Source organism: Cryobacterium sp. GrIS_2_6 (genome assembly GCF_035984545.1).
GTDB lineage: Bacteria > Actinomycetota > Actinomycetes > Actinomycetales > Microbacteriaceae > Cryobacterium.
Window position 1 is genome coordinate 1,344,974 of the sequence record NZ_JAXCHP010000001.1, and the last position, 12,287, is coordinate 1,357,260.

Annotated in this window: 11 protein-coding genes; 5 read left to right on the forward strand and 6 right to left on the reverse strand. The window is 68.0% G+C overall.

The features are described 5' to 3' along the window. Nucleotides 1-28: 28 nt before the first annotated feature. Nucleotides 29-637, forward strand: a complete 609-nt coding sequence (locus RCH22_RS06800; protein ID WP_327013304.1) for a DUF3043 domain-containing protein — start codon at nucleotides 29-31, stop codon at nucleotides 635-637. A gap of 74 nt (nucleotides 638-711) precedes the next feature. On the opposite strand, the gene RCH22_RS06805 is transcribed toward RCH22_RS06800, so the two are convergent. Beyond that, nucleotides 712-1,875 (reverse strand): alkaline phosphatase family protein, encoded by a 1,164-nt coding sequence (locus RCH22_RS06805; RefSeq protein ID WP_327013305.1) that lies wholly within the window; start codon nucleotides 1,873-1,875, stop codon nucleotides 712-714. A 107-nt stretch (nucleotides 1,876-1,982) separates the two neighbouring features. Here RCH22_RS06805 and RCH22_RS06810 point away from each other — a divergent pair, with 107 nt between their 5' ends. Both RCH22_RS06810 and RCH22_RS06815 read left to right on the forward strand, forming a co-directional pair. Then, nucleotides 1,983-4,532: a DNA topoisomerase IV subunit A gene (locus RCH22_RS06810; RefSeq protein ID WP_327013306.1), complete on the forward strand. Its 2,550-nt coding sequence runs from the start codon at nucleotides 1,983-1,985 to the stop codon at nucleotides 4,530-4,532. A 75-nt stretch (nucleotides 4,533-4,607) separates the two neighbouring features. Continuing rightward, the gene (locus RCH22_RS06815; RefSeq protein ID WP_327013307.1) at nucleotides 4,608-5,312 is read left to right on the forward strand and encodes an SDR family NAD(P)-dependent oxidoreductase; all 705 of its coding nucleotides are present in this window, start codon (nucleotides 4,608-4,610) and stop codon (nucleotides 5,310-5,312) included. Between the two features lie 20 nt (nucleotides 5,313-5,332). On the opposite strand, the gene RCH22_RS06820 is transcribed toward RCH22_RS06815, so the two are convergent. From RCH22_RS06820 to RCH22_RS06830, 3 genes are all read right to left on the reverse strand, one after another. Then, complete coding sequence (locus RCH22_RS06820; RefSeq protein ID WP_327013308.1) at nucleotides 5,333-6,109, reverse strand: SDR family oxidoreductase; 777 nt, start codon at nucleotides 6,107-6,109, stop codon at nucleotides 5,333-5,335. Nucleotides 6,110-6,181: 72 nt separating this feature from the next. Continuing rightward, nucleotides 6,182-8,263: a type IIA DNA topoisomerase subunit B gene (locus RCH22_RS06825; protein WP_134446524.1), complete on the reverse strand. Its 2,082-nt coding sequence runs from the start codon at nucleotides 8,261-8,263 to the stop codon at nucleotides 6,182-6,184. A 103-nt stretch (nucleotides 8,264-8,366) separates the two neighbouring features. Further along, entirely contained in the window at nucleotides 8,367-8,837 is a 471-nt protein-coding gene (locus RCH22_RS06830) for a helix-turn-helix domain-containing protein (RefSeq protein ID WP_327013309.1), read from the reverse strand. Between the two features lie 263 nt (nucleotides 8,838-9,100). Between RCH22_RS06830 and RCH22_RS06835 the strand changes: the two genes are divergently transcribed. Both RCH22_RS06835 and RCH22_RS06840 read left to right on the forward strand, forming a co-directional pair. After that, nucleotides 9,101-9,877, forward strand: coding sequence for a phospholipase D-like domain-containing protein (locus RCH22_RS06835; protein WP_327013310.1), 777 nt, complete (start codon nucleotides 9,101-9,103; stop codon nucleotides 9,875-9,877). 100 nt (nucleotides 9,878-9,977) lie between these two features. Next, complete coding sequence (locus RCH22_RS06840) at nucleotides 9,978-10,211, forward strand: hypothetical protein (protein ID WP_134531803.1); 234 nt, start codon at nucleotides 9,978-9,980, stop codon at nucleotides 10,209-10,211. A 78-nt stretch (nucleotides 10,212-10,289) separates the two neighbouring features. Here RCH22_RS06840 and RCH22_RS06845 read toward each other — a convergent pair whose 3' ends face one another. Further along, on the reverse strand, nucleotides 10,290-11,018 hold the full coding sequence (locus RCH22_RS06845; RefSeq protein WP_327013311.1) for a cobyric acid synthase: 729 nt from the start codon (nucleotides 11,016-11,018) through the stop codon (nucleotides 10,290-10,292). A gap of 3 nt (nucleotides 11,019-11,021) precedes the next feature. Beyond that, on the reverse strand, nucleotides 11,022-12,284 hold the full coding sequence (locus RCH22_RS06850; RefSeq protein ID WP_327013312.1) for a MurT ligase domain-containing protein: 1,263 nt from the start codon (nucleotides 12,282-12,284) through the stop codon (nucleotides 11,022-11,024). Nucleotides 12,285-12,287 lie beyond the last annotated feature (3 nt).

Here is a 12,287-nt window from a genome sequence, read left to right on the forward strand (position 1 = left end):
TTAAGCCAACTAATTGCAAGGAACTGATGTGGCCAAGCCAGTGAACCCAGACGCACAACCGCCGATCGAATCGATCGATGAGACGAGGGCGCGCCTCGCGGCCGCCCACCCCGCCGGCCACCCGGACGGGAAGGGCCAGCCGACGCCGAGTCGTAAGGAACAGGAGGCCGCCAACCGGCGCCCCCTCGTGCCCGACGACCGCAAGCTCGCCGCACGCCAGGCTCGTGCCAAGTCCGCGGAGACCCGCGACCGGGCCAGGATCGGCATGGCCGCTGGTGAGGACAAGTTCCTCCCCGTCCGCGAACGCGGTCCGCAGAAGCGCTTCGTGCGCGATTACGTGGACGCCCGGGTGAACATCGGCGAGTTCATGATCCCGGTGATGTTCCTCGTCATCCTCCTCACGTTCTTCCCCGACCGCAACGTGCAGACCTACGGGATCCTCGCACTCTGGGCCTTCTTCCTGATCGCCGTCGTGGACTGCACGGTGCTCGGCTTCACCCTCACCCGGAAGGTTAAGGCGAAGTTCGGCGACGCCAAGGCGGAGCGCGTGCGCTGGTATGCCGCCATGCGCGCGCTCCAGCTGCGCGCAATGCGGCTTCCGAAGCCCCAGGTCAAGCGCGGCCAGTACCCCTCCTGAGCATCCATCGGCTCTCCCTCAGGCCCGTTCCCCTCGGGGGCGGGCCTGAGCTGTTCCCCCGGCGGATGCCGCGCCTACGCGCCGAAGGCACCGTCGCGGATCACGGGGACGCGCAGTTCCTCGTCCGTGAGCGACCCGTGCTGGCCGATCATCGACCGGGCAGACTGGTTCGGCTCGCGGGAGTCGTAATATGCGACGGCCTTGCGTGCGGCGACGATCACGTCGCCGATCCTGGACAGCACCTCGTCATCGACCCTGCCGAAGAGTCCGGCCGTGACGGCCTCCGCACGCGTGAAGATCCACGCCCGGTCGCCCTCGACCTCGCGCCAGGTCTCGGCCAGCGTGGTCGCCGCCTCTGATCTGGACGCTCCGGCGTCGCCGCAGGACTCGTCGAGGTACAGGTAGAGGCAGCGCGGGTCTCCCCCGATGTGCCGCACCGGCGCGACGAGTTCGGGAACACTGTCGAAGAGCACGTGTTTCGTGGCGGGGACGTCGAGGACGCCGTGGTCTGCGGTGACGATGAGCCCCTCGTCCCGGTGCATACCGGCAGCGAAGCGCCAGGCGGCGGAGTCGAGGGTCTCAAGGGCCGCGAGCCATTTCGCGGACTCCCAGCCGTGCGCGTGTGCGGCGACGTCAAGTTCGGGCACATACAGGTAGACGAGGGCGCGCGGCTCGGTGTCAAGCAGGGCACGGGCCGCCGCGAACCGATCGGAGATACTCTCAGCCGGCACGTAGTGCGCACCACGGAGGGACGCGAGGGTGAATCCGGAGTGGGCGTAGCGCTTCGGGCCGATGGTGAAACTCGGCACACCGTCATCGGCGGCGCGCTCGAAGACGGTACGGGTCCTTTGCCACGTTTCCGGCGGCATCCGTTCGTCCCAGCCGCTCAGCTGGTTGACGACCCTGTCGTTGGCGGCGTCGAGGGCCCGGTAGCCGACGAGCCCGTGCCGACCGGGTTCGACCCCGGTGGTCAGGCTCGTGATCGCGGCGGCGGTCGTGGCGGGAAAGACCGTATCGACGACCCCGGCCCTGGTCAGTTTCGACATGAGGTACCGGGCGTGGCCTGCCCGTGCCCGCAGCGAGCTGACGCCGAGGCCGTCGACGAGCACGATGACGGCCTTGTCGACAGCGGTGAGGCCGAGCGCATTCTCCCGGCCGAGGACCGCAGCGTGGCAACTTGACAGGACGTCGGCAAGGCGCAGCGCACTGAATTGGCGGGCCGGTAGCATGGGGGGCATTGGGTCAAGTCTGTCACGGACACGGCCCTGCACTGGCGCGCAGCCTGCGCGCCCACTCGATCGTGCCCCTGGTCCTGCCGCCGGAGCACCCCAAGCAGAATTCACGAATGAGTCGCACACCCGCTACCCCGCCCGCACCCTTCACCGAACGCATCGAGGACGTCGATGTCTCGACGGAGATGCAGGGATCGTTCCTGGAATACGCGTACTCGGTGATCTATTCCCGCGCCCTCCCCGACGCAAGGGACGGCCTCAAGCCCGTGCAGCGCCGAATCCTGTACCAGATGGCCGAGATGGGCCTCAGGCCGGACCGCGGCCACGTGAAGTCGGCCCGCGTCGTCGGCGAGGTGATGGGGAAGCTGCACCCGCATGGTGACACCGCGATCTACGACGCGCTCGTGCGGATGGCCCAGGCCTTCACCCTCCGCGTTCCCCTCATCGATGGCCACGGCAACTTCGGGTCCCTCGACGACGGCCCCGCCGCGCCGCGGTACACCGAGGCGCGCCTCGCAGCCCCCGCCCTCGCGATGACCGAAAACCTCGACGAGGACGTCGTTGACTTCGTCCCGAACTACGACAACCAGCTGACCCAGCCGGATGTGCTCCCCGCCGCGTACCCGAACCTGCTCGTCAACGGGGCCGCCGGCATCGCCGTCGGCATGGCGACGAACATGGCGCCGCACAACCTCATCGAGGTCGTCGGCGCGGCGCGGCACCTGCTCGCCCACCCCGACGCCACGCTCGACGAGCTGATGGAATACGTGCCGGGTCCCGACCTGCCGACAGGGGGGACGATCGTCGGCCTCTCCGGGATCAAGGATGCCTACCTCACGGGCCGCGGCAGTTTCAAGACCCGCGCCAAGGTCTCCGTCGAGGCCATCACGGCTCGGAAATCGGGCCTCATCGTGACGGAGCTCCCCTATCTCGTCGGCCCGGAGCGGGTCATCGAGAAGATCAAGGACGGCGTCACCTCCAAGAAGCTCAGCGGCATCTCCGACGTCACAGACCTCACCGATCGCACCCACGGCTTACGGCTCGTGATCGGCATCAAGACCGGCTTCAGTCCCCTGGCCGTTCTCGAACAGCTCTACCGCTACACACCCCTCGAGGATTCCTTCAACATCAACGCGGTCGCACTCGTGGACGGCGGACCGCAGACCCTCGGCCTGCGCGAGCTCCTGTCCGTCTACGTCGGCCACCGGATCGAGGTCGTCACCCGACGCAGCGCCTACCGCCTGGCCAGGCGCAAGGAACGCCTGCACCTCGTCGAGGGCCTCCTCATCGCCATCGTCGACATCGACGAGGTGATCCAGGTGATCCGCACGAGCGACGACACCGAGCAGGCCCGCACCCGCCTGATCGACGTCTTCGAGCTGAGCCAGATCCAGGCCGAGTACATCCTCGAACTCCGTCTGCGCCGCCTCACCCGCTTCTCCCAGATCGAACTCGAGGCCGAACGCGACCAGCTCCTCGCCGAGATCGCCCTCCTCGAAGAATTGCTCGGGAGCAAGCAGGCCATCCGCACGCTCGTCTCCGACGAGCTCGCCGCCGTGGCAGAGAAGTTCGGCACCCCGCGCCGCACCCTCCTCACCGAGGCCAAGCCGAGCATCGCCGGCGCAGTCGCCAAACGCAACGCCCCAGTGCTCGAACTCACCGACACGCCGACCAGGGTCTACCTGAGTGCAACCGGTCGCATCGCCAGGGTCGACCTCGCCGCCATCGAGCCCGCCGGTGACAACCCCTTCGATCCCGATCCCCTCCCGGCTGACGACGCCGTGACGGAGACCGGCGATGCGGCATCCGCGCCCCGGACCAGGACAGTGCCCACCCAGCGCCGCAGTAAACACGACGCCGTGCTCTCCGCCCTGGACACGACGAGCCGTGCAGAGGTCGGCGCCGTCACGAGCCGCGGCAGGCTGATCCGTTTCACCCCGGTCGACCTGCCCGTGATGCCGCCCACATCCATCCAGCTCGGCGCCGGCGTGCGCGTGGCCGACTACCTGGGCCTGACCGACAGGTCCGAGACCGTGCTCGCACTTGTGTCCCTCGAGTCCGACCACTCCATCGCGCTCGGAACGACCTTCGGCACCGTCAAGCGCGTCGTCGCGGGCGACTGGGCGAACCGGCCTGACTTCGAGATCATCCAGCTCAAGCCGAAGGACGCCGTCATCGGGGCCGTGCAGGGCACGGAGGACGAAGAACTCGTCTTCGTCACGTCCGACGCCCAGCTCCTGAGATTCCCGGCGGCGTCAGTGCGGCCCCAGGGCCGCCTTGCCGGAGGCATGGCCGGGATCAAACTCACAGCGGATGCCAGGGCCGTGTTCTTCACGAGCCTCGCGGCCGACGATGCGGAGACGGCCGTCGTCGCCACCGTCGCAGCGTCAAGCCACACCCTCGCAGGAACGGACCCCGGCACTGCCAAGGTCTCGGAGTTCACCGAATTCCCCGCGAAGGGCCGGGCGACGTCCGGAGTCCGCGCCCACCGCTTCCTCAAGGGGGAAGACGCCATCGCTGTCGCCTGGGTCGGTCCGATGCCCGCCCGCGCGGTCGGTCCAGACGGAGTCCCGCGCACGCTTCCGGAAACCGGGGCCAGGCGGGATGCCTCTGGAACGATGCTCGAAGCGCTGGTCGGCGCGATCGGCGCCCGGATCGCCTGACCCGGCCGACCTGAGCTATCCGTCTGAGCTGGCCGGCCAGCTCACACGGACAGGTCAGACGGCTACAGTGGCCGAATGACTACACTTCCCGGCTCGGTTGTCCTCGTCGTCGGCGCGACCGGCGGCCTTGGCCGTGAAATCGCCCGGCAGCTCTCGGCCGCCGGAGCGACCCTTGTCCTCGCCGGACGTGACACGGCCAGGCTCGAAGCCCTCGGGATCCCCGGCACCCTCGTCACGGGTGACCTCACCGATGCTTCGGCCGTCGACGCCCTGGTCGCCCGTGCTGTCCAGGCCACCGGAGGACTCGACGGGGTCGTCAACGCGGCCGGTGTCGTGGCCTTCGGGCCGGCACGTGAGCTCGGCGACGCGGCCATGGAAGAACTCTTCGCCGTGAACGCACTCGCGCCCATCCGCCTGCTCCGCGCCGCAGCGGACAGCCTCACGGCATCCGCCGCCGCCGGCAGGGAACCCTTCTTCGTGACCCTCAGCGGCGTCGTGAGCGAGAGCCCGACCGCGGGCCTCGCGGCGTACTCAGCGTCCAAGGCCGCCCTCGCAGCATTCGGACAGGCCGCGGGGCGGGAGCTTCGCCGTAGCGGCATCCGCATGATCGACGCCCGCCCCGGGCACACCGAAACCGGCCTCGCCGACCGCCCGATCTCAGGCGTCGCGCCGAACTTCCCGGCCGGTCTGCAGCCGGAGGCCGTCGCCGCGCGGATCGTCGCCGCCATCGCCGCCGGGGAGCGCGACCTGCCCAGTTCCGCGTTCGCCCCGCCCGCCTGATCCCCGCAGACCGGCGTTCGCTAGACCGTCGACCAGCCGCCGTCGGACATCAGGACGGCGCCGTTGACGTTGGGCGAGTCCTCGCTCAGCAACCAGCAAATGGACGCGGCCAGCTCTTCCGGCTCCGCAGGGGCCGGAATGGTCGTCTGCATGATCGGTCCGAGACGCTCGGCGGCCCATGCGGACAGAAACGGAGCCTCGATGTTCGTCTTCACCGCGCCGGGCGCCACCGCATTGCAGCGCACCCCCTTCGGGCCGTAGAACAACGCCGTGCTCTTGGTCAGTCCGATCACGGCGTGCTTGGATGCGCTGTACGTCGTGCCCGATGCCCCCGCGCGGATGCCTGCCTCGCTTGCGATGTTCACGATCCGCCCGAAACCGGCCGAGACCATGCCGGGAAGCACGGCACGCATCAGCCGCATCTGCGAAGTCACGTTCACCCGGAAGACCCGCTCCCAGACCTCGTCGGTGATCTCCGCAGTCGGGAGGAACGAGTCCATGATCCCGGCGTTGTTGACCAGCCCGTCGACCGTGGGTCCCGCGGCCAGGACGAGCGCGTCGACATCCGCTTGCAGGCTCACGTCGCCGGCCACGCCGACGAGCTCCCCGCTGCCGCTGCTTTGCTCCAGCGCCGAGAGACGCTCCGCTGAGATATCGGCGGCGATGACGCGGGCGCCCTCACTGAGGAGCCGGAGCGCCGTCGCCCTCCCGATGCCGCTGCCCGCCCCGGTCACGATGACGGTCCGGCCCGTGAATCGTGCCTGCTGGAATCCTGCCTGGTCCGCCTGGGTGCTCATCTGGAATGCCCTCCGCCTTGTGCCGGCGCCAGTGCCGGCAGTGTGCGGCGACCATATCACCCTGAACAGGCATTACACGTCGATGCGGTCCCTGCTGAGCTTGTCCGAGCTTTCGATGATGAACTCCTTGCGCGGGGCGACGTCGTTGCCCATCAGGAGTTCGAAGACCTTGCCGGCCTGCTCGGCATCGGCGACCCGCACACGGCGGAGCATCCGGTGCGATCGCTCCATCGTCGTCGTCGCCAGCTGGTCCGCGTCCATCTCGCCGAGCCCCTTGTACCGCTGGATCGGATCCTGGTACCGCTTGCCGCTCTTCTTCAGGGCCGCAAGCACGCTGTGCAGCTCGGGCTCCGAGTAGGTGTAGATGGTCTCATTGGGCTTCGAGCCCGGGTTCATCACGACCACTCTGTGCAGGGGCGGCACCGCGGCGAACACCCGCCCCTCGGTGATCATCGGGCGCATGTACCGGAAGAACAGGGTCAGCAGCAGCGTGCGGATGTGCGCCCCGTCGACATCCGCATCGCTCATGATGATGACCTTGCCGTAGCGCGCCGCCGAGAGGTCGAAGCTGCGGCCGGAGCCTGCGCCTATGACCTGGATGATTGAGGCGCACTCGAGGTTGGAGAGCATGTCGGCGACGGATGCCTTCTGCACGTTCAGGATCTTGCCGCGGATGGGCAGCAGGGCTTGGTGCTCGCTGTCGCGCGCGAGCTTGGCGGTGCCGAGCGCCGAGTCGCCCTCGACGATGAACAGTTCGCTGTTGAGCACGTCGTTGCTGCGGCAGTCGACGAGCTTCGCGGGCAGGGAGGAGCTTTCGAGGGCGTTCTTGCGCCGCTGCGTCTCCTTGTGGGCGCGAGCGGAAATGCGCGACTTCATCTCGGCGACGATCTTGTCGAGCAGCACGGCCGCCTGCGTCTTGTCGTCGCGCCGGGTGGACACGAAGCGTTCATTCATCGCCTGGGCGACGACGTTCGCGACGATCGCGCGCACGGCGGGCGTCCCGAGGACCTCCTTGGTCTGTCCTTCGAACTGCGGCTCGGGCAGGCGCACGGTGAGCACGGCGGTGAGCCCCGCCATCACGTCGTCCTTCTCGAGCTTGTCAGAACCCATCTTGAGCCTGCGCGCGTTGAGCTCGACCTGTGCCCTCAGGAACTTGATCAGCCCGGCGTCGAATCCGGCCTGGTGGGTGCCGCCCTTGGGCGTCGCTATGATGTTCACGAAACTGCGGACGATCGTGTCGTAGCCGGTCCCCCAGCGCAGCGCGATATCGACGGCGCAGTCCCTGACGAGCTCGGTCGGAACCATGGCACCCGTCGGCATCAGCACCGGAACGGTCTCGGTGAACGTGCCGTGGCCGGTGAGGCGCCAGGTGTCCGTGATGGCGGCATCCGTCGAGAGGTGCTCGACGAACTCGGAGATGCCACCCTCGAACCGGAATACCTCGACAACGGGCTCATCGCCACGACGGTCGTCGATCGACAGGGCGAGCCCGGGAACGAGGAACGCCGTCTGTCTGGCCCGCTCGAGCAGTTCCTCGGTCTGGAACGTCGCGCCCTTGGTGAAGATCTGCCGGTCCGCCCAATAGCGGATACGGGTTCCCGTGACGCCGCGACGGACCTTGCCGACCACACGGAGTTCGCTCTGATGCTCGAAGGGGGTGAAGGGGGCGTCCGGACTCTTCTCCCCGGTGTCCGCGAACAGTCCGGGTTCACCGCGGTGGAAGGACATCGCCCAGGTCTTGCCGTCCCTGTCGACCTCGACGTCGAGGCGCTCCGAGAGGGCGTTGACGACGGATGCGCCCACTCCGTGCAGTCCACCCGAAGCCGCATACGAACCGCCGCCGAATTTACCGCCGGCGTGCAATTTGGTGAAGACGACCTCGACGCCGGTCAGTCCGGTCTTCGGTTCGATGTCAACGGGGATACCGCGGGCGGTGTCGCTGACCTCGACGCTTGCGTCCGGGTGCAGCACGATGTCGATTCCGGCACCGAATCCGCCGAGCGCCTCGTCGACGGAGTTGTCGATGATCTCCCAGAGGCAGTGCATCAACCCCCGGGAGTCCGTCGAGCCGATGTACATGCCGGGGCGCTTGCGCACGGCCTCGAGGCCTTCGAGGACCGAGAGGTGGCGGGCGGAATAGTCAGAAGAACTCACCGTCCCAAGAATACTGGCCGGGGACCGGGGATTACGCACGTCCGGATGCTCGTGTCCCAGGCAGGGCGGTGCCGCCGATGCGGTACTGGGACGGCAGGACGCCCTACCGTACGCGGAACCCGGCGCGGACCTCGAAAGCGGACGTGTGACCGGAACGCGTCGCGATGTCAGCGATCGTCAGCCCCGCCGTGCGCGGTGCGAGCAGCAGCCGGGCGGCCGACTCCGCACGACACCGGCTGATCTCCGAGGCAACGGTGCTGCCCCCGTCCTCGAACGCGCGCTGCAGATGCCGCAGGGAGGCCCCCAGCTGGGCGGCAACGACAGCAGGGCTGAGATCTCGGTTCCGGTGCCTCGCCGCGATGTGGGCGACGGCGCGCATGCGCAGGCCGGCCCGGAGTTCCGCGCTGTCCATGGCATCACCCTCGCCCTGCAGGAACAGGCCGACGACGAGGTCCTCGATCGTCCTCTCTGTGACAGACACTCCGATGGTCGTCGGCGTCCAGGCCGCTTCGACGACCGCGAGCGCGAGGACCAGCATGGGCGCGGCGAGAGAGGCATCACGACGGATCTGCACACTCCGGCGACGAGTGTGGGGACGGCGATCACCGCGGGCACGTTCGTGATGGCGGCGTTCATGGGTGCTCGCGGTCCTCATCGCGGGGACCTTCGCGTCCACGATCGGCTGGCGGTATTCCTTCGCCCCGATCGTGGTGCTCGCGGCAGTGAACCTGCTGCTGAGTTTCCGGTTGACGGTCGTGTATCCCCAGCCCGCCGTCGTGATCGGCTGGTTCGGCGCGTTCCTCGCTGCGGGTGTTCAGCGGCCTGAACTCCTGGGGCGTGGTCCTGGCCACGCCCAGCGCGCCGTTCACCGTCCTGGGGGCCACCCTGATCTCTGCCGGCCTCACCGGCAGCATCGGGCAGAGCCTGCTTCTCCCCCAACCGACCGGTCCGATCTTCATCTTCATCTTCAACGTCGTCGGTGCCGGACCCGCGGATGCCCGGGATTCCGATCTCCTGCGCGACGTCGCGGCAACCTTCGCGCGAGCGGCCCAGCGCTATCCCCGGATCGCACTCGCGATCGGCGATACCTTCCCCCTCGACGCTGCGACGGTCGGCCAGGTGGTCGTAGAAGGGGTCCTGCTCGCTTGCTACCGATACGTCGAGCTACAGCCTTCCTCCCACCATTGCGGGCTCGTCAGCCTCGACATCGTCGGACTCGACGTCGAGCTGTTCGTCTCCGCTGTCGGAGACCAGGCCCTCGTCTACAACGCCCAGCGGTCATATTACGAGGCACTGCTGCGCGCAGGCGTCTCCATCTACCTGTACCGTGCCCCGACGGTGCTGTATACCAAGCACTTCACGATCGATGATGACATCGCCGTGATCGGATCGAGCAAAAGGGACATCCGCTCATTCAGTCTCAACAGGGAGATTTCGGTGCTCGTTCACGGACGGGACTTCACAACCGGGATGCGCCGCGTCGAAGACGGCTACCGGGCCAACAGCGTCAGGCGCGAACTGGCCGACTGGCTCGCCGGCGGGTCACCCAGAAGATCAATGGCATCCTGGCACGACTTACCTCCTCACTGCAGTGAGCAATCCGCTACGCGGTAAGCGAAATGTAACCGAATCGACTCCTTATCGAGGCTCGGCCGTGTTTGTATAGGACCAAGTTCAATTGGTATCGCTTGGTATCAGTCTGGAGGAGGAAAAAATGTCCCAGATCGCAGCACATGGTGCCATCGACAACCAGAGCGCCACGCACCAGCTCACGGCCGCCGACAGGTGTGACGCGTGTGGCGCGCAGGCGTACATTCGCGTCAGCGTCAACAACAGCGAACTGATGTTCTGCGCCCACCACGGTCGCAAGCACCAGGAAAAACTCTCCGCCATCGCGGACAGCTGGCACGACGAGTCCAGCAGGCTCCTCGAAGACCAGCGTTCGTAACGCGACAGGCAGCACGACCGGAAACGGCGTCGACGCGACTGAGGTCGCGGCGGCGCCGTTTTCTTGTCTGCTTTCCCTCTAGGAGTCCGTGTCGAGGCTGAGGGCGGAGGCCGCGACGGCCGTCGCGGCCTCCGCGATCGAATCGACGGCAGCGGCGCGCTCCGAACGCACGTAGACGCCGCCTGCCCGCGTGACGGCTGCGGAGAGAATATGGTCCGCCAGACCCGGATTGCGGGCGAGGACCGGACCGTGCAGGTGCGTGCCGAGGAAACTCCCCATTCGGAGGCCCTCCGTCTTCGCCCCGTTGCCCACACCGCTGAGCACCCGGCCGAGAACGGATGCCTCCGCTCCGACGTAGCTGCGGGCGTGGTTCTCGAAGCCCACGAGCCGGCCGAACGCTGATTCGACGACAAGGTCGTCCGTCGCACGCTCCGCGAGCGGGACCGCACGCCCCGCGACGAGGCCGAGACCTTCGACGACGCTGCCGTCTGCGAGTTCGACGCCCCAGCTCAGGAGTTCCCAGCCGGTTCCGACCGCGAGCACGGGAACGCCCGCCGTTGTCCACGCGCGCAGCGCATTGACCAGGGGCGCGAGGAGATCACGCGTCGCCAGGAGGTCGGAGTCGTTTCCGGAACCGATCACGATCGCGTCGACCTTGCTCGGGAGTTCCTCGAGCGACCTGACCGGCACGATGGTCGCCTCGAAGCCGGCCCAGCGGGCGCGCTGTGCGAGCACGCGTGCGTTCGCGGCGTCCCCGTTGGTGTCGAGGAGTTCGGGAAGCACGGACAGGATCGTGAGTGCGCGCATGGCTCAACCCTCCCGGTTCGAGGCGAGGCCGAGGTGTGCGCGGGTGCGCCGCATCGAATCCGCCGAGAAGATGATGGTCTTGATGCCGTGCTCCGGATCCGGCAGCGCCAGGAAGTCGTCGAGTGCACGGCCGAGGTCTGGCTCGATCCGGTCGACGATCACTCCGTCGTATGCGAGTTGCAGCGCGATGTCGTGGGCCTTCGAGCCCGATGCGATCAGCACCCGGCCGAGGCCGGAGGTGTCTACCGGCCAGAAGTATGACGGATCGCGGACGTCGGACCCGATGGCGACCAGGACCTGGTCGAGGCCGGGTTCGAGGCTGTCGACGTTGAGCTGGAAGCTCGCCGGGTTCTGGACGAGCACGAACTCGACGCGGCGGCCGCGGACGGTGACGATCTCGCCCCTGCCGAAGACGGGCGGGATCGCGGACACGGCGGCGCAGGCCGTTGCCGCGTCGAAGCGGTCCCCGAGGGCGGCCTGGGCGGCCGCGATCGCCGTGACTGCGTCCACGGCGTAGTGCACGCCGCGCGCGGGCAGGTCGAGGTCGAAGGACCGACCGTCGAGCAGAACCGAAGCCGAGCGCCCGGAGACGCGGGTGAGCAGGATGCCGTCGGCCGTCGGCATCCGCTCGGACGCGGTCACGCTGTAGCCCAGACCGCGCGGGTTCTCCGCGAGGATCTCCGCGGTCACACCGTAGCGGGCCACGGCCGCTGGGCCGTCGAGGTGGTCGACGAGGCCGAGGAGGGACGCGTCGTCGGCGTTGATGACGACGGTCCCGCTTGCACGGTTCGCGATCCTAGTCAGCATGGCCACGACCATGTCGGAGTCGTGGAAACGGTCGATCTGGTCGACCATGACGTTCGTCAGTGCGACGACCCGGGGGTTGAGCGTCGCCGAGATGAGGGCGCCGTGCCCCTCATCCATTTCGAGCACGGCCATGTCACCGTGGATCCGACCGGTGAGGCTGACCTCCTCGAGCAGGGCGGAAGTGAGTCCCTGGGTGATGTTCGCGGTCGACTGGTTCGTGAACACCGTGACGCCGTGCGCGCGGAGGGCCGCGACGAGCATCTTGGTGGTCGTGGACTTGCCGCTCGAGCCGGACACGATCACGAGACCGTCCGGAAAGCCGTTCAGAACGCTCGAGAGGAACCCCGGAGCGATCTTGTTGACGACGAGGCCGGGAACCGCGGAGCCCCCGCCCGGCTTTCGCCAGCGCGCGAGGACCCGCACAGTTCGGCCGACCAAAATTGCCGGTGCATAGCGCACGGG